Here is a 16,764-nt window from a genome sequence, read left to right on the forward strand (position 1 = left end):
CAAAGCGGGACAGGAAGGCGTACGCCTGTACGCCGCAGCCGGAAACCCGCGGCCTCCGGCTCCGCTTCCAGCCCGTAGGGCTTACAGGCCGGAGGGTAGAGCCCTACGCCTCGGAGAGAGAACGCCGAGCAGGGCAAAAAGAGCCATTTATGGATGGACACTACCTAAGCCTCGCCTAAGGTGTAGTTTAGCAGAAAATGATCCAACCGGTTTGTTTGATCGGGAGTCAACTTTTCGAATTGCACACCGTATCGTTTTAGAATTATTGTGCTAAATTGTGAGTTATTAGCCAGTTCAATGTTTGAAACAGCCCTGAAAGGGATCCGGTCAATGCTGAAACCACCACCAGATAAAAATAGTCCCAAATCATGATATTTTCGTGATTGTTTGTTATCAATAAAGTAGCGAAATGCAAGCCCCTCCTTGCTTATATCTAAGAGTTGTCCGATTTCTATTTCAGATTCAGATCTGAGTTTGACAAAGGTGAGATCCTTAACTCTATAGCGTTTGTCTGTCCTTTTCTGTAGTCCTTTTCTTCTGTCGGCAGTGACTCGTTTTTCAATTGACCTGTAATTAGGATCAGCGAATGCCCTGCGGTTGTGACCGGAGCGTCTGCCCGAAATATTAGGATAATCTCGATTTTCAGTTTCCATCATTTCTTCCTAAAGACCTGCTTCTGTCAGCTTTATAGGGGTTGATTATGGCAAATTCAAATAGTTGTTCTGATGGTCTGACAAAAACAGAAATGTCGATACATAACAAAATTGTGAAATTATGTAAAGAACTACATAAAATTATGTACTTTTTTTGTCAAAAACGACTTTGGGGGATCACCTGAGTTAAATCCCAGAGAATTCTACGATTTTTTTAACATTGATGAATTCGTATTCATAAGGATTGATTTGCCGGGAAAGATCAGGTATAAAAGCCCATTGACATTATTAATATTTCAAAGGTCTTTTGATAAGGGGATGAAATGAATCAGTGCATTTTGCTGAATGCAGACTATACTTATCTGAATGTGGTCGACTGGAAACGTGCCATGTGTTTGATGATAAAGGGCAAGGTTCAGGTTTTAAAGCATTCAGCAAGAATCATCAGAACCGCTGAAGGCATCATAATTAAAGTTCCTGCTGTTATGAAGCTGATAAAGCTCATTAGGGCGCTTTATGTCAATCGAGTACCGTTCAGCAAAAAAAATATTCTCGTTAGAGACGGTTTCAAATGTGCTTATTGCGGCGCGGAAAGACAAAGGCTGACAATTGACCATATAATTCCCAAATCCAAAGGCGGTAAGGCCAACTTTGAAAACTGTGTATCGTCTTGTAAACCGTGCAATAATAAAAAAGGTGACCGGACACCCCGGGAAGCGCAAATGTTCCTCAAAGTAAAGGCCTATCAGCCCACCATTTCAGAGTTTTTGCGGTTGAGAGTCAAAAAACTTGGTATCAATGATATTCTGAGGGATATGGGAATTTACTAGCCCGGCTTTTATGCTTTTTGCTCCAACCTTAAACCCGAACAGTTTTGTTCGGGTTTTTTTGTACTTGTTCAATCACGTAGCCTTGCTAAGAGCACGTATTTTCTTGACAGAAAATGGTTTTAAAAGTAATTTTTAGAGCTTAAAAATAAAATCGCTCTATTTGGATTCGAGAATGGAGGATGCATGGACTATAAGAAAACTCTCAATCTGCCAATGACAAAGTTTCCCATGAAAGCCAGCCTGGTAAAGCGTGAGCCTGAGCGCTTAAAGCAGTGGGCAGAAATTGGGTTATACGAAAAAATCCGGGAAGCTTCAGCAGGGCGCCGGCAGTTTATTCTGCATGACGGCCCCCCCTATGCCAACGGCCACATTCATATCGGTACGGCCTTGAATAAGATTTTAAAGGATATTGTTGTTCGTTCGCGCCAGATGGCAGGTTATGACGCTGTTTACGTACCGGGATGGGATTGTCACGGACTTCCCATCGAACATAATGTTGATAAAGAGATTGGGGTTAAAAAGCAGCAAATATCCCAGTCCGAATTTCGCGGATTATGCCGGGCGTATGCTGAAAAATATATTGATATTCAGCGTGAAGAGTTCAAAAGATTGGGTGTCTTAGGAGATTGGGAGAATCCCTACTTGACGATGAACCATAGATATGAAGCTATTATTGCACGTGAATGCTGCCAGTTCGCACTCCAGGGCAGTCTGTTCAGGAGCAAAAAACCGATCCACTGGTGTTGCAGCTGCCAAACCGCTCTGGCTGAAGCGGAGATAGAATATTTTGATGAAACATCACCGTCGATTTTTGTTAAATTTCCCTTTAAAGACGATTTAAGCAGTGAAATTCCCGATTTATCCGGCAAAAAAGTTTTTGTGGTCATTTGGACAACAACGCCCTGGACCATTCCGGCCAATCTTGCCATAGCACTACATCCGGATTTTGTTTATGCGGCCGTAGATACGGGAGCAGGTGAAGTGCTTATTCTGGCAAGGGATCTGGTGGAAAGCTGTATGCAGACTTTCGGCATTTCGGATTTTACGATTCTATCTGAAATCGAAGCCCCCATACTTGAAGGCAAACGGTGCCTGCACCCCCTTTATGATCGCGATTCTCTGCTTATTCTGGGCTCGCATGTAACCTTGGAGGCCGGCACCGGTTGTGTTCATACCGCCCCGGGTCATGGCCGGGATGATTATGAAATAGGCCTTGTATACGGTTTGGATGTTTATTCACCGGTTGACGACAGCGGCTGTTTTACCAATGCGGTCGGTTTTTTTGAAAAACAGTTCGTTTTCAAAGCCAACAAAGAGATCACGGCAAAATTACTAGAGACGGGATTTTTAATGGCCCAGGATAAAATTAAGCATTCATATCCACATTGCTGGCGCTGCAAAAAACCGGTTATTTTTCGGGCCACCCCCCAGTGGTTTATATCCATGGATGAAAAAGGATTAAGAAAAAATTCCCTTGAAGAGATCGACAAGGTAAAGTGGATACCCCCTTGGGGCCGGGAGCGTATTTACGGCATGATTGAAAAACGGCCGGATTGGTGCATTTCCCGGCAGCGTGCCTGGGGTGTTCCCATAACAATATTTTATTGTGAAAAATGCGAAGCTCTGCATATCAACCAGGAAATCGTTGATCGGATGTTTACCCGCTTTGAAGCTCACGGTGCTGACATCTGGTTTGAAAAAGGAGCCGAGGAATTTTTGCCGGAAGATAGCGTATGCAGCCAGTGTGGACATCAAACTTTTATTAAAGAAACCGACATCCTGGATGTGTGGTTCGAATCCGGGGTCAGCCATGCCGCCGTACTTGAAGAACGTGAAAATTTAACCTGGCCTGCCGATCTTTACCTGGAGGGGAGCGATCAGCACAGAGGATGGTTTCACAGTTCGCTGCTGGCAGCCGTGGGCACAAGGGGATCGGCGCCCTACAAATCCGTATTGACCCACGGGTTTGTGGTTGATGCCGACGGCAAAAAGATGTCCAAGTCCCTTGGAAATGTTATCGCCCCCAAGGAGGTTATCGACAAACATGGTGCTGAAATTCTACGTCTCTGGGTGGCGGCATCGGACTACAAGGATGATATTAGGATTTCTGATAATATATTAAAACAGCTCAGTGATGCCTATCGAAGAATTAGAAATACCAGCAGGTTCATGCTCGGAAATTTATATGACTTTGATTGTGAAAAACATGCGGTTTCCTATGAATTAATGCCGGAAATTGACAGATTCGCTCTCCATGGACTCCAAGTATTGATCCAGCGGTCACTGCAAGCCTATGAGTCCTATGATTTTCATATTATTTATCATGCGCTGTACAACTATTGCACCCTGGATCTTTCGTCGTTTTACCTTGATATTCTCAAAGACCGACTTTATACGTTCCCGCCGGAGTCTATTGAAAGAAGAAGCGCTCAGACCGTTATACACATTATGGTAGACTCTATTGCCAGGCTAATGGCACCGATACTTTCGTTTACGGCTGAAGAGGTCTGGCAGTTCATGCCGGATCGCACACAGAAAGAAGCGAGCGTTCATTTGACTTCTCTGCCTGTGGTGAATACGGCCTGGCTGAATGCGGAGCTGGCAGAAAAATGGGACCGTATACTTGACCTGCGTGGTGAAGTTACAAAGGCCCTGGAAGAAGCCAGAGCAAAAAAGCTCATTGGTCACTCCCTTGATGCCGCCGTTACAATCTATCCAAATCAAGAATTGTATGATGCGCTATATCCGTATTTAAATGACTTGAGATCCGTTCTGATTGTTTCCAGAGCTTCTCTGGTTCAGGCGGAGCAACCGGCCGGCGCCTTTAAAAGTTCGGACGTCGATGGGTTGTCGATTCTGGTTGAACCGGCAGCGGTTGAAAAATGTGAGCGTTGCTGGATACATGATCCTTCGGTGGGAACAAGCACGGAGCATCCTTCAATTTGTAGCCGCTGTCAGGATGCTCTGCAGAAGATTATTTAACCGGCGACAAACCAACATAATAATTGAAGAAATCAAAAATATTGGGTTCATCAGGTGTTTGGTGTTTAGTATTTGGTGTTTTGTTTTAAAGATATGCTGATATACCAACTTTTTTTATTACCAAACACTAAACACCAAATACAAAACACTTTCGAACAAAGGTCATTTTTTGTGATCTTTTTGCGAGTCCATCGACTATGCTTTTTCCAGAAGCAAGAGCTAAATATCAAAAGCTGGTTGTCGTTGCCGCTACCGTCATCGTCTTAGATCAGATAACAAAGGCCGCGATCTTAAATACCCTGCCGTTGTATCGTTCTGTAGCTGTTATACCCGGATTCTTCAACCTCGCCCATATTCAAAATCCAGGCGGAGCTTTCGGTTTTTTGGCAACTCAAAGTTCGAGTGTACGTAGCATGCTTTTTGTTCTAATTTCATCCCTGGCCGTTGGCTTGATATTCTATTTTTACCGGAATACACCCAAGACACATTCTTTGCTTGCGACCGGTTTTGCTCTGATTTTCGGGGGGGCTCTGGGCAACCTGATCGATAGAGTTCGCTTCGGCAAGGTAGTCGACTTTTTAGATTTTTACCTTGGAAGCTACCACTGGCCGGCGTTTAATATCGCGGACAGTGCAATCACCGTCGGGGTTGCGATTTTTTTAATTCATCTTGTCTTTAAGAAACTACCGGAGTGAGCTAAAGTGCCTAAAGTTAAGGATGAAATTAACTATAAAGCGCTCAAAAACTATCTGAAAGATCTGGGGAAAAAGCAACTATCGGGCGGTTTTGCACCGGTGTATCTGATATACGGAGAAGAGCTTCTTTACAAAATCGCCTTAGAAGAGCTTTTAAAGGTCCTGATGCCTGCGGCAAAACGCAGCCTTAATTATGAGCCGATTGAAGGTACGGGTAATAACATTCAGGCAGCAATAGAGCGCGTAAATACCTACGCGCTTATGCCCGGCACTAAAGTTGTTGCCATGTGCGATTCTAACATTTTCTATTCAAAACAGGATGAAGGCAAACTGATTGTAAAAGCAAAGGAAGCCTATGCAAACAAAGACCATAAGAATGCTGCCAGATATTTTCTTAATATTTTGGGGCTTTTGAATCTTACGTTTGATGATCTACAACACGAAAATAGAACCAAGGCTTTAAAGCTTGATAAAGACAGCTTAAGCGATGACCAGTGGCTGGACGACATCATCGATTATTGCCTGGACAACAGCCTGCCTATACCTGTCGTTGATGACAGTGCCGAGGCTGTAGGCCAAGCCATTGTAAAGGGATTTCCCAGAGGGAATCATCTGATCATCACCACCGATTTGATCGATAAACGGAGATCTCTGTATAAAATCATACGCCAAGAAGGTGTAATCATCGACTGTTCGGTCCCCAAAGGTGATCGCCGAGCTGACAAAATGGCCCAAGAGAACACCCTGAGTGAAAGGCGGGACGCGATTCTTAAGCGCTTCGACAAGACTATCGATCAAGACGCTTACCGGGCCGTGTGTGAAATGACCGGCTTTGATTTGCGAACTTTTGCCCAAAACCTGGAAAAACTTGCCAGTTATGTGGGGGATCGAAAGGAGATTAGCGTAGATGATGTCAGCTCTGTTTTAGAGCGTACCAAAAAGGATCCCGTCTATGAGTTGACCAACGCCGTGTCGGATCGCAATGTTGAAAGGGCCCTCTTTTATTTAAATTCTCTGCTTGCGGACGACCTTCACCCGTTGCAGATTCTGGCTGCGATAATCAATCAGATCAGAAAGCTTCTGCTTGTTAAAGGGTTTGTAGAAAAATCCCAGAGTAGTAGCCGGCATACCGGAGCCGACTACGGTTATTTTAAAAAACACATCATGCCTGCGATCCAGGCACACGATCGTGCACTTTTGGAACAGATCGAAGCATGGGAGAGCATGATTTCCGAAGATACGCATACCACTAGTAAGAGCGGGACCAAGAAAGGAGCCAAGAAGAAAAGTAAATTGGTGACGGATCTTATGATAGCAAAAAATCCCAACAATCCGTATCCTGTTTATCTTTTGCTCCAGAAATCTGAAAAATATACAACCGCAGAGATTATGGCCGCCTTTGAGTGTCTGCGCCGGGCCGATATGCGGCTTAAGTCTACCGGGCAGCGCCCCAAGCTCATATTGGAAGAGGCAATTTTAAAAATCTGCAGGCATTAGATCCCGCAAGCGTGCTTGCGGGAGTTTCATAAAATCGTAAAACGATTTTATTGGAGAACAACACATGGGGTTTATCAGGCAACAGCAGGAGCGACTGGCGGTCCGTTATCTGCAGTGGCGGTATCAGAAAATGAATCTGCCGCTACCCGCTACTTCAGAGCTTGAGCGTCAGGCCCGGAAAATTGTGGCAGAAGCACATCAAATTGCCCGCAGCAGAGGGCGCAATGTTCTTGTGATTATGAAAGAACTGATCGCAGATTTAAAAAACAGGAGTTGAAATAGTTAAGCCGCTGTGTTATCAACTCAAGCTTAATTTACGTATGAATAATGGTTGATGTGGTAGTTCTTTTTTAACTCATTAATGATGCACCGGAAAAGGAGGTGGCAATGCGAAAAGGATTGTTATTTACGGTAGTTGTATCTTGTATTGTTTTAAGTTTTGTTTTTGTCTCATGTGGCCCCAAAGCCCCCGAATCAATTAAAATCGGTATCAATGCACCGATGACCGGCGATATTCCCAAAGTGGGAGAGGGCACAAAGTTTGCAGCACAGATGTGGCTTGAAGATATTAATGCTGCCGGTGGAATTGAAGTCGGCGGAAAGAAGTTCAAGGTCGAGTTGGTCATCGAGGACAACGAGTCCAAAGCGGAATCGGCGATTAAGGTCGCTACCAAGATGATTACCGAAGACGAAGTGCTGGTTATTGTCGGCCCCCAGTCCTCCAAGCAGGCCATACCTGCGGGCGGCGTTGCCAACAACTACAAAACTCCCATGATCAGCCCCTGGTCTACAAACCCCGACACCACCAAGGACCGCCCCTTTGTTTTTAGAGGCTGCTTCCTTGATCCTTTCCAGGGCCCGGTACTGGCTAATTTCATTAAAGAGGAGTTCGGGTACACCAAAGCCGCGGTGCTATACGATGTGGCCAGTGACTATCCCAAAGGGTTGGCCGAATTTTTCAAAGATGCCTGGGAGAAAAACAATGGTGCCGGTTCTGTGGTGGCGTTTGAAAGCTTTACCACCAAAGACGTCGACTTCAGCGCTCAGTTGACCAAGATAATAAATTCAGATGCCCAGGTATTGTTCACCCCGCAATATTATAATGAAGTTGCCTTAATCGTTAAACAGGCCCACGAATTGGGATGGGATAAACCCATTGTCGGCAGTGACAGCTGGGGTTCGGCCGAACTGATAGAACACTGCGGCGATGACTGTGATGGGTTATTCTTCAGCACCCACTACGCGGCAGCAGGTGCCACAGGAGCCACCAAAGAATTCATCGATAGATACAACAAAAAGTACGGCTATGTGCCGGACGATGTGGGCGCTCTGACATGGGATTCTCTGCGTATCGTCCAGAAAGCCATTGAGTCTGTGGGGAAGATTACGGGGAAGATAGAAGAGGATCGCAAGGCAGTCCGCGATGCCCTGGCTAAAATCAAGGAATTCGACGGCATCACCGGACAGATGACCTTCACCGAAGACGGCGACCCGATCAAATGTGCCGTTATCGTTAAGATCAGTGACAAGGGTGAATTCGGGTTTTACAAGTCTGTCTGTCCATAAGAGCTAAGGATTGGATATATGGTTTATCCAAACGTTTTCAGCCCGGCAAGACGTTAACACGTAGAATAAAAGAAACATTATAAAAAAGGCGGGCCAGGGCCTTTGTGCTCTGAGCCCGCCTTTTTTGAAACCAACAGGATTGATGATCTCGTAAAAAGTCACAAATTCAACTATAGATGGGACTTTTTACGACGCCATCAGGATTTAATTCAATGACCTTTTTTCTCCAGAACCTGGTCAATGCTATGCAATGGGGCAGCTTCTACGCCTTGATCGCCCTGGGTTACTCCATGGTCTACAGTATCCTGATGCTTTTTAATTTTGCTCACGGCGATATTTTCATGGTCGGGGCGTACATCGGTTTCGGTGTCGCCACCGGATTGACGGCACTGGCCTCTGCGGGTGCTCTGGCGCTCCCCAACTGGTTGATCCTGGTGTTGACCATTATCATATCCATGTTTCTGACCTCTTTTGTGGGCATGATTGTCGAAAGGGTAGGGTACCGGCCTTTGCGGGAAGCCCCGCGTGCCTCAGCCGCTATCACCGGTCTAATGATCGGGATCATCCTTGAGACCGGAAACCTGGCTCTGCTGGGCGCCAGAAGAGTCAGCTTTCCTTCCCTGATTAAATCCACTACCTACAATCTTGGCGGCGTATATATCACCAACAAGAAGATTATGATTGTCGGTGTATCCTTGACTCTCATGCTTGGACTGCATCTGTTTGTGCGCCGGACCAAGTGGGGCATGGCCATGCGGGCCATGGCCTTTGACTTTGTGGTCGTCCCCTTGATGGGTGTGTCGATTAACGCCATTGCCGCTATGACTTTTGCTATCGGATCGGCTCTGGCGTGCGCTGCCGGGATACTCTTTGGTATAGCCTATCCTGTTCTGGATCCATACATGGGCATTGTGTTCGGGTGGAAAGCTTTCGTGGCGGCGATCTTGGGGGGCAGAGGGTCTATTTTTGGGGCCTGCCTGGCCGGATTTATGCTGGGCTTCATTGAGATTTTTGTGGTTATGATCTTTCCCTCGACCCTCCGAGATTTCATCGCCTATTCAATCATTCTGCTTATTCTGGCCATCAGGCCTCACGGCTTTTTTGGAGAGCCTTACAGTGCTCGTTTGAGATTGTAGTTGTTAACGGACGTTTTGTCTATCAGCGCCGGCAACCAGGAATTGATATGGAGGACCAAGGCAAGTTGCCAGAAAAAAAGAAAACTTTAAAGAGCAAGCTCAGGGAATCGTTTGCACAGGTACCCATGCTGGGCTGGCTGCTTGGCGCCTTAATTGCGGTAATGCTTGAATATTATTTGGGTGATGCGCTGGCCGATGTTCTGAGATTGCCCAAAATACCGGTCCTTTTCGGCTTTGTTATTATGCTCAAAAAGCCCTTGCTGATTCCCAGCGCGCTTATCTTCGTGCTGCTGATATATGCCCTGCCGATAGGCACCATGGCACGGCTGAGCGCTGCGCTGACAAACCGTTTTGTGGCTTGGCTTTTCAATTTTCCCACGTTAATTTCGGTATTGATTCATCTTGGGTTGCTGTATGCCATTTTGCATCTGTGGTCAGATATCAGTGCCTACCGGGTTCTGACACTCAAGCTTACCATGATTGCCATTATGGTTACCTTGAGCTTAAACGTAATTAACGGCTACATGGGAGAGTTCTCCTGCTCTCATCCAGCGTTTATGGCTTTGGGGGCCTACGGCGCCTCGGTATTTACCGTGGCACTGTTTGTCAAGGATAAACTTTTCGGGGCTGCGGTTCTCCCCGCTGCTCTGGGACCGTTCATGTTTCCCATTGCTTTGATCATCGGCGGTATCGTGGCGGCTGTGGGCGCACTCGCAATAGCCATACCCTCGTTTCGGACCAGGGGTGACTATCTGGCCATCATCTCCCTGGCATTTATGTTTATTGTCAAAAGTATGATCGAAAACTTAGAGATCGTTGGCGGCCCAAGGGGTTTGAGCAATCAGCCGGACTATGCCAATCTGCCTACAGTCTTTATGTGGACTATTGCATGCATATGGATCATCAATAATTTTGTACGTTCAACCATGGGAAAGGCGCTGAATGCGGTGCGTGACGATGAAATAGCGGCTAATGCCATGACCGTCGATACCAAACGCACAAAAGTAGTGGCATTTTTATTTGCAGCCTTCTGGGCCGGCGTGGCCGGCGGACTTTTTGCCCATGTACTAAGGTATATTAATCCAGGGACGTTCGGCCTTCAAAAACTTGCCGAGGTTCTGGCTATGGTCTATTTCGGTGGGCTCAACTCCGTTTACGGTTCCATTGTCGGTGCTGTGAGCCTGAGTATGCTAGGTGAATTTCTGCGGCCGCTGGAGATTTTCAAGTGGATTATTATTCCCCTTTTGCTCATTTTGGTAATGATTTATCGTCCAACCGGCCTGATTGCTTTTAAGGAATTTGATGTTAAGAAGCTGATAAGACCTAAACATAACGATTAGCGAAGCTTTATCTAAAACCGGCGAATTGATGTAAACCATTTCCATTGCTTGCGAAAAAAACGATGCTGGATTCTCGATGCTGGATACTTGATTCACAAAAACACAAATTCCCTATTACATCCAGTATCCAGAAACAAGTATCCAGTATCTTGTGATATTTTGTAGCGAATTGTGGTTTAAAAACTTGACGTAAATTTTAGTATCTTCAACGATATAGACGGATAGAATAAGAGGTTTAGAATGCCGTTGCTTCGGGTTGAAAAAATGAGCCACGACTTTGGTGGCTTGCGGGCTGTCAACACTTATGATCTGGAGATAGAGGCCGGCCAGATCAGAGCTTTGATCGGACCCAATGGAGCAGGCAAAACCACTATCTTCAATCTTATTACCGGTATCTATAAGCCCACCGAAGGCGACATCTATCTGGGGGGAAAAAAAATTACCGGCCTCCAACCTCACAGAATCGCTTCCATGGGTATCGGCAGAACCTTCCAAAACCTGCAACTGTGGCGGCATATGACCGTCCTGGAGCATGTCAAAATGGCCCGTTACTCCAAAATCAGCTATGGCCTGATAGGGGCTTTTTTCGGCACGCCCAAGCGACACAGGGAAGAAGCGGAGATTGCGGAAAAAGCTTATGGCCTTTTGAAGATTGTGGGAGTCGACCATCTGGCAGATCAGGTTGTGACCAATCTGCCATACGGCGATCAGAGAAGAGTTGAAATAGCCCGGGCATTGGCGGTTGAACCCAAGGTACTGTTTCTGGATGAACCCACCGCTGGTATGAACCCGGAAGAACTGATCCAGATGATGGAGATTATTAGCCATGTCCACCAAGATCTGGGGCTGGCCATTTTTCTCATCGAGCACAGATTGAAAGTGGTTATGGAACTCTGCGAAGTCATCCAGACCCTGGACTTTGGTCGGGTTATTGCCGAAGGCACTCCGGAAGAAATCCAAAACGACCCCAAAGTAATTGATGCTTATTTGGGCAAAGAGGTTGTGTTCTAATGTTGCTGTCAGTGGAAAACTTGCGCGTGTCATATGGTAATATTAGGGCACTTCACGGTGTAAGCTTCCAAATCGATGAAGGCGAGATCGTGTGCATCATCGGTGCCAACGGTGCCGGCAAGAGCACGACCTTGCGAGCGATTTCCCGACTGATCCGCGTTGAACCCGGAACCAAGATGACCTTCATGGGAAACGACTTGCTTCAATATCCAGCGGACAAAGTGGTCAGCAAGTTCGGTATCTCCCATGTCCCCGAAGGAAGACGTCTGTTTGGCAATCTGACGGTTATGGAGAATCTGAAGCTGGCCACGTTTGCTAGAAAGGACACCAAAAAGATCAAGCAGGATTTTGAGCAGGTGTTTGCGATCTTTCCGCGTTTGGAAGAGCGTAAAACGCAGAAGTCCGGAACGCTGAGCGGAGGAGAGCAGCAGATGCTTGCTATCGGCAGAGCGTTCATGAGCGGCCGTAAAATCATGCTTCTGGATGAGCCGTCCATGGGCCTGGCTCCTCTGTTGATGATAAGCGTGTTTAAAGCGCTGCAGGAACTCAATCGGGAAGGAACCACCATTCTGCTTGTGGAACAGAATGCGCGCATGGCTCTGCAATTCGCCCGGCGCGGCTATGTATTGGAGAGCGGGAACATTGTTCTGGAAGGAGAATCCGCTGACCTGCTGGCCAACCCCGATGTCAAGAAGGCATATCTGGGCGGCTAATAAGTTTCCATCCATAAATGGCTATTTTTCCGATGAGCGGCGTTCTCCGCGGGTTTCCGCCCTCGACGTACTAAAGTACGCCTCGGGCGAAAACCCTTGTGCGGCCTTGCTCATCGAAAAAATTGCTCATTTCTGAATTGGAAACTACTTAGTGCTTAAATTTATTTATGGATGGACACTAACTAGTGTCCATCCATAAATGGTCCTTTTCTCCAAGGTTATAGAGAAGTTACAAAACAACACATTTGATGAGCATAAATAAAGTGATAAAAAGCAGCCGTCGAGGAGCAAGGTGAGAAAGAAAGCTGAGTATAAAATCAACCAGGCTGTTGCAAAGTTGGGCAGATCGGAGTATTACAGAATCGATAAAGTCAGAGAAAAAACACAGACGATTAGAAAAGTCTTTGATAAAACGATTCTGGATATGGCCCGGGTAGGAACGATTGAACTGCTGGACGGAGATACTACCGGGATGAATCCGTCAGAAATTGGGAACCTCATCCGGTATGGCGACCAACTGCACGTGTATTTTAAATTTACGGATGCTGAAACCGAACCTGAAGCGCAGAAGACCCCCAAAGCAACGATGGGAGCTGCCAAGCCCAAAAGTGAAGAACCTGAAAGCTCGAAAACAGAAAACATAGAAATCGTGTTACTGGAAATTGAACCTGAAATGTGGCAACGTTTTGAAGAGTTATGCCAAGGCAGAGAAGATAAGGCCCCGGCTGAAAAGATCAGGGAAATAATCCGGGATTATATCAAAGGAGGAATGTAAATGCCGAATATTGAATATGATACCCGTACGCCCGATGAAAAGAAGAAGCTGCTGAGAGGCAAGCGTAAACTTGACAACAATGAAACCGAAAGTGACGGCAAAATTACAAAGGACGACTCGGTTGATGATAATAGCAGGAATGGTTTACACCGGCATTCAGCTTAAGCGGGTCTTTTTTTATTGATTATCGCCGGTATGTTCCGGAGTAATTTTTCGGCAAATCCGTGTATGCGGCTGTAGTTTTTCAGATGTGCTATCCGTTTCAGGTTCTCCGGGTGGGTGGAGAAGTAATGTCCCCCAAGGCCGGCATTTACTTCTTTGCTTAATTTTATAAAAAAGTCAGCGCTACCGCCCACATGCCCATAGGTGCTGTGCAGTGCATTGAGGGCAAACTCATCCGCCAGTGTTTCCTGGTTGCGGGAAAACGCCATTTCAGTAATATTAAGAGATTGGGCCAGTAAGTTGCCGACACTGCTGTCGGGCCCTAACAGCACGGCCGAAATCATTATAAAAACCAAAACGCGGCCGAGCCCTTTTAGATGATCCCGGTTCACATAATGTCCCATTTCGTGCGCCAGAATAAAGGCCAATTCATTTTCAGATTCTACTTTTTCTAAAAGTCCTGAAAAAACAACTATATTTCCTCCAGGCAATGCAACCGCATTGACCCGGGGACTCTCCTGCAGATAGACGGTAAATGTGTACGGAAGCTTGGCGTAGCGCCCCTGGATTACATCTAAGAGCTTTTGTACTGTTTGGGCTTTTTCAGACGATCTATCCACCGAGGCCATTGAGTTGATAAAGGGACCTGCCATCTTGCGTTCAAAGGTCATGGGGATGCGTGGCACGATAATGTTTAGGGCCAGGCCCAACAACAGATAGATACCCACAATAATAGCAATTACCCCTGACAAAAGTACGAAAAATTCCCTCAGCGGCGATGTCGGCGTCACATTTACGTTGGTTTCAGGCATTCTGGCCGTATATTTCATGCTATTCCTCTAAATAAATAGCGGTTCCATAGGCAAACGCTTCAAGGCACGCCACGCTTTTTTTGTGTGATTTTCTTCCGATGGTTGATGTTTCTATACGAACATTGATGATCATGGTTGCATCGGGAGCCATTGCTTTCATACGCAGAAGCGCCTCCCGCCGGGCCCGATCAATCAGGCTTTCGTAGGATTTAACGGCACCGCCAAAAATGTTTCGCAGACCGGCAAGTATGCGTTTAAAGTAGTCAACGGAGATTACGGCACCCCCGTAAACAATTTCAGCTTTTTTTACCTTAGCATCATCGATGTTGACATTTTTTATACTTACTGTCGGCAGGTCAAGGAACTCTCTTTCCCTTTTTTCTATGGAGCGGTAATGCCGTTTTTCAGCCCAGGTCCCGGCAATATAACCGATGGCAATTAAAGTGATAATTATAGTAAGATCATTCATGGCGACCTCCTTTTACTCAACTCGCACGGCCGTCCCGTATGCGTACAGCTCGGCGGCACCCTGGGCCACGGACGATGTTGAAAAGCGAATATTGACGATGGCGTTGGCCCCCAGTTGTTGCGCCTGGTCTATCATACGGTCAACAGCCTGCCGGCGTGAGTCATTTAAAAGTTCGGTATATCCTTTCAGTTCACCGCCAATGATGTTTTTTAAACTGGCCATAAGATCCCGGCCGATATGTTTGGCTCTGATGGTGCTGCCCGATACTAAACCAAAATGCTCTACGATTTTTTTGCCCGGAACCGATTCGATATTTGTAAGGATCAAGGCCCCGTCGGCAGTCCTTGTATTTTTTTTAACCTTTTCGATGTTTTCCCCTTCCACAATACTGCCGTCAAAGACAAGATTATAACGTTTGGACATGATAGACACCTCCTTTGCGAGAGTCATGGAATAATGGAATGTTGGAGTAATGGAATATTGGGTAAAAAAGTGGATAAAAAATCATTTTTTAATAATTAGTTAGAATCCCTTTAAACCAATTATTCCGGTATTGCACAATTCCAATTGTGAGCGATGCGAACTAACTTGAGGTGTTCAGGTCACCCCCAAAGGCCTTAAAAGACGCATTGCTATCTCATTTTCAATCCATTGCTTATCATTTTTTTGCATACCTTTTTGAAAGATATCACTAATCGCTTCAGCATGATATCTGGCGGTATTGAAACCTTCAGCTGTGGCTTTAATGACCAGGTCCCAGTGGCGCGTATGCGTAAATTCTTGAAAGGCATCGATACCACTAGTATCGAACGGATCGTATTTATTGCCCATGATTGTTATGGCATTGAAACCTTTTTCAGCCAGCTCTTCCCACTTTTGCTCTTTAGCCCCAATCCATTCAAGAACCTCGGCAGAATCCTTTTCAACCCACGGATCAAGGCCGTTTTCCCACTTGTACAGATCCCTGAGGCGCAGGGCCAAGCCGCAGATGGAATATAAGCCGGCATGCTGCGAATCAGCAATGTTGCAGTTCTGAAGAACCTGATTCATTATAGCTTCTATTGCGATCATGACACCTTACCTCAATATATTTACTATTATTAATCTCATTGAAAATTACAAGAAATAAATTATTCTAAATCTCAATACGTTAAGATACTTAGGACTTGATATGCAAACTGGAGGATTCAATAATCTGTTGACCTGGCACCAGTTTCCTATTATTTTCTGTAATATGAAAAACAGAAATTTAAAAGTGGGGCGCAATGCTCCCTGCCCCTGCGGCAGCGGGCGCAAATATAAGAAATGCTGCCTGGGCAACATTGAGCTGGAGCCTGCCGAACTGAAGAGATTGTATGCTGAAAAATACAAGATTCGACTCAAAGAGCCGGCGGATATTGAAAGCATTCGCAGCGCCGGGCAGCTGGTCCTGGAAACTCTCGATATGGTAGAAGCTGAAATCCGGCCCGGAATAACCACGGATGAGATTAACACCCTGGTTCATAAATTCACCCTTAAAAACGGTGCCATTCCCGCTCCTTTGAATTATCGGGGTTTTCCAAAGAGCGTGTGCGTTTCCGTGAATGAGGTGATTTGTCACGGCATTCCCGGACAGCGCATTTTAAAAGACGGGGATATTGTGAATGTAGACGTAACTCCGATCTTGGACGGCTATTACGCTGATGCCAACAAAACATTTTTTGTGGGAACGCCCGGACCTGAGGCCCAAAAGATCGTGGAGGTGGCCCGTGAGGGTCTCAAGCGGAGTATGTCGGCGATAAAGCCCGGCAGCACCATTGGAGACATCGGGTGGGCTATTCAAGAGTATGCTGAAAGCCGGGGATGTTCGGTGGTCAGGGAGTTTGTGGGCCATGGAGTAGGGTTTGATTTTCATGAAGCGCCCCAGGTTCCTCATTTCGGACGCCGGGGCGAGGGAGTTACCCTGGTTCCGGGCATGGTTTTTACCATTGAACCCATGATCAATCTGGGAGCACGACACCTTACTATCCTGGAAGATAAGTGGACGGCCGTCACCAAGGATGGATCGCTTTCGGCCCAGTTTGAACAGACGATTCTGGTCACCGACCAGGGTTTTGAGAGTCTGACCCCTTATGACTTATAAA

At 46.2% G+C, this 16,764-nt stretch carries 18 protein-coding genes; 13 read left to right on the top strand and 5 right to left on the bottom strand.

Annotated elements, in window-relative coordinates:
* Positions 1-164: 164 nt before the first annotated feature.
* Positions 165-656, bottom strand: coding sequence for a PilZ domain-containing protein (locus V3S16_RS16010; protein ID WP_413886739.1), 492 nt, complete (start codon positions 654-656; stop codon positions 165-167).
* A 320-nt stretch (positions 657-976) separates the two neighbouring features.
* On the opposite strand from V3S16_RS16010, the gene V3S16_RS16015 reads away from it, so the two are divergent.
* The 12 genes from V3S16_RS16015 to V3S16_RS16070 all read left to right on the top strand — a co-directional run bounded on the left by V3S16_RS16015 (position 977) and on the right by V3S16_RS16070 (position 13,363).
* Positions 977-1,483 carry an HNH endonuclease gene (locus V3S16_RS16015; protein WP_413886741.1) on the top strand — a complete coding sequence of 169 codons (507 nt, stop codon included), beginning with the start codon at positions 977-979 and terminating at the stop codon, positions 1,481-1,483.
* A 183-nt stretch (positions 1,484-1,666) separates the two neighbouring features.
* Entirely contained in the window at positions 1,667-4,465 is a 2,799-nt protein-coding gene (ileS, locus tag V3S16_RS16020) for an isoleucine--tRNA ligase (RefSeq protein WP_413886743.1), read from the top strand.
* A gap of 197 nt (positions 4,466-4,662) precedes the next feature.
* A complete protein-coding gene (lspA, locus tag V3S16_RS16025) occupies positions 4,663-5,160 on the top strand; it encodes a signal peptidase II (RefSeq protein WP_413886745.1) in 498 nt (165 codons plus the stop codon).
* A gap of 6 nt (positions 5,161-5,166) precedes the next feature.
* Positions 5,167-6,657 (top strand): DNA polymerase III subunit delta, encoded by a 1,491-nt coding sequence (gene holA, locus V3S16_RS16030; RefSeq protein ID WP_413886747.1) that lies wholly within the window; start codon positions 5,167-5,169, stop codon positions 6,655-6,657.
* Positions 6,658-6,721: 64 nt separating this feature from the next.
* A complete protein-coding gene (locus V3S16_RS16035; RefSeq protein WP_413886749.1) occupies positions 6,722-6,934 on the top strand; it encodes a hypothetical protein in 213 nt (70 codons plus the stop codon).
* Positions 6,935-7,044: 110 nt separating this feature from the next.
* Entirely contained in the window at positions 7,045-8,223 is a 1,179-nt protein-coding gene (locus tag V3S16_RS16040) for an ABC transporter substrate-binding protein (RefSeq protein WP_413886751.1), read from the top strand.
* 212 nt (positions 8,224-8,435) lie between these two features.
* The gene (locus tag V3S16_RS16045; protein WP_413886753.1) at positions 8,436-9,359 is read left to right on the top strand and encodes a branched-chain amino acid ABC transporter permease; all 924 of its coding nucleotides are present in this window, start codon (positions 8,436-8,438) and stop codon (positions 9,357-9,359) included.
* Between the two features lie 47 nt (positions 9,360-9,406).
* Positions 9,407-10,699, top strand: coding sequence for a branched-chain amino acid ABC transporter permease (locus V3S16_RS16050; RefSeq protein WP_413886755.1), 1,293 nt, complete (start codon positions 9,407-9,409; stop codon positions 10,697-10,699).
* A gap of 240 nt (positions 10,700-10,939) precedes the next feature.
* Positions 10,940-11,710, top strand: a complete 771-nt coding sequence (locus V3S16_RS16055; protein WP_413886757.1) for an ABC transporter ATP-binding protein — start codon at positions 10,940-10,942, stop codon at positions 11,708-11,710.
* A gap of 2 nt (positions 11,711-11,712) precedes the next feature.
* Positions 11,713-12,423 carry an ABC transporter ATP-binding protein gene (locus V3S16_RS16060; protein WP_413886771.1) on the top strand — a complete coding sequence of 237 codons (711 nt, stop codon included), beginning with the start codon at positions 11,713-11,715 and terminating at the stop codon, positions 12,421-12,423.
* Positions 12,424-12,715: 292 nt separating this feature from the next.
* The gene (locus V3S16_RS16065) at positions 12,716-13,198 is read left to right on the top strand and encodes a hypothetical protein (protein ID WP_413886759.1); all 483 of its coding nucleotides are present in this window, start codon (positions 12,716-12,718) and stop codon (positions 13,196-13,198) included.
* A complete protein-coding gene (locus tag V3S16_RS16070) occupies positions 13,199-13,363 on the top strand; it encodes a hypothetical protein (RefSeq protein WP_413886761.1) in 165 nt (54 codons plus the stop codon).
* Here the strand turns inward: V3S16_RS16070 and V3S16_RS16075 are convergent.
* The 4 genes from V3S16_RS16075 to V3S16_RS16090 form a co-directional block, all read right to left on the bottom strand.
* Complete coding sequence (locus tag V3S16_RS16075) at positions 13,360-14,190, bottom strand: M48 family metallopeptidase (RefSeq protein ID WP_413886763.1); 831 nt, start codon at positions 14,188-14,190, stop codon at positions 13,360-13,362. The two genes, V3S16_RS16070 and V3S16_RS16075, sit on opposite strands and share 4 nt — an antisense overlap.
* A 1-nt stretch (position 14,191) precedes the next feature.
* Positions 14,192-14,641 carry a YbjQ family protein gene (locus tag V3S16_RS16080; RefSeq protein WP_413886765.1) on the bottom strand — a complete coding sequence of 150 codons (450 nt, stop codon included), beginning with the start codon at positions 14,639-14,641 and terminating at the stop codon, positions 14,192-14,194.
* Positions 14,642-14,653: 12 nt separating this feature from the next.
* Positions 14,654-15,064, bottom strand: coding sequence for a YbjQ family protein (locus V3S16_RS16085; protein ID WP_413886767.1), 411 nt, complete (start codon positions 15,062-15,064; stop codon positions 14,654-14,656).
* A gap of 174 nt (positions 15,065-15,238) precedes the next feature.
* A complete protein-coding gene (locus V3S16_RS16090; protein WP_413886769.1) occupies positions 15,239-15,712 on the bottom strand; it encodes a hypothetical protein in 474 nt (157 codons plus the stop codon).
* A 163-nt stretch (positions 15,713-15,875) separates the two neighbouring features.
* On the opposite strand from V3S16_RS16090, the gene map reads away from it, so the two are divergent.
* Positions 15,876-16,763, top strand: coding sequence for a type I methionyl aminopeptidase (map, locus tag V3S16_RS16095; protein ID WP_413886773.1), 888 nt, complete (start codon positions 15,876-15,878; stop codon positions 16,761-16,763).
* Position 16,764: the final 1 nt, after the last annotated feature.

It is taken from the genome of Candidatus Desulfatibia sp. (genome assembly GCF_036446775.1).
GTDB lineage: Bacteria > Desulfobacterota > Desulfobacteria > Desulfobacterales > UBA11574 > Desulfatibia_A.

Coding starts and splice junctions, on each gene's coding strand:
- V3S16_RS16010 (WP_413886739.1), bottom strand. CDS start 656: ATGATGGAAACTGAAAATCGAGATTATCCTAATATTTCGGGCAGACGC.
- V3S16_RS16015 (WP_413886741.1), top strand. CDS start 977: ATGAATCAGTGCATTTTGCTGAATGCAGACTATACTTATCTGAATGTG.
- ileS (WP_413886743.1), top strand. CDS start 1,667: ATGGACTATAAGAAAACTCTCAATCTGCCAATGACAAAGTTTCCCATG.
- lspA (WP_413886745.1), top strand. CDS start 4,663: ATGCTTTTTCCAGAAGCAAGAGCTAAATATCAAAAGCTGGTTGTCGTT.
- V3S16_RS16035 (WP_413886749.1), top strand. CDS start 6,722: ATGGGGTTTATCAGGCAACAGCAGGAGCGACTGGCGGTCCGTTATCTG.
- V3S16_RS16040 (WP_413886751.1), top strand. CDS start 7,045: ATGCGAAAAGGATTGTTATTTACGGTAGTTGTATCTTGTATTGTTTTA.
- V3S16_RS16045 (WP_413886753.1), top strand. CDS start 8,436: ATGACCTTTTTTCTCCAGAACCTGGTCAATGCTATGCAATGGGGCAGC.
- V3S16_RS16050 (WP_413886755.1), top strand. CDS start 9,407: ATGGAGGACCAAGGCAAGTTGCCAGAAAAAAAGAAAACTTTAAAGAGC.
- V3S16_RS16055 (WP_413886757.1), top strand. CDS start 10,940: ATGCCGTTGCTTCGGGTTGAAAAAATGAGCCACGACTTTGGTGGCTTG.
- V3S16_RS16070 (WP_413886761.1), top strand. CDS start 13,199: ATGCCGAATATTGAATATGATACCCGTACGCCCGATGAAAAGAAGAAG.
- V3S16_RS16075 (WP_413886763.1), bottom strand. CDS start 14,190: ATGAAATATACGGCCAGAATGCCTGAAACCAACGTAAATGTGACGCCG.
- V3S16_RS16080 (WP_413886765.1), bottom strand. CDS start 14,641: ATGAATGATCTTACTATAATTATCACTTTAATTGCCATCGGTTATATT.
- V3S16_RS16085 (WP_413886767.1), bottom strand. CDS start 15,064: ATGTCCAAACGTTATAATCTTGTCTTTGACGGCAGTATTGTGGAAGGG.
- V3S16_RS16090 (WP_413886769.1), bottom strand. CDS start 15,712: ATGATCGCAATAGAAGCTATAATGAATCAGGTTCTTCAGAACTGCAAC.
- map (WP_413886773.1), top strand. CDS start 15,876: ATGAAAAACAGAAATTTAAAAGTGGGGCGCAATGCTCCCTGCCCCTGC.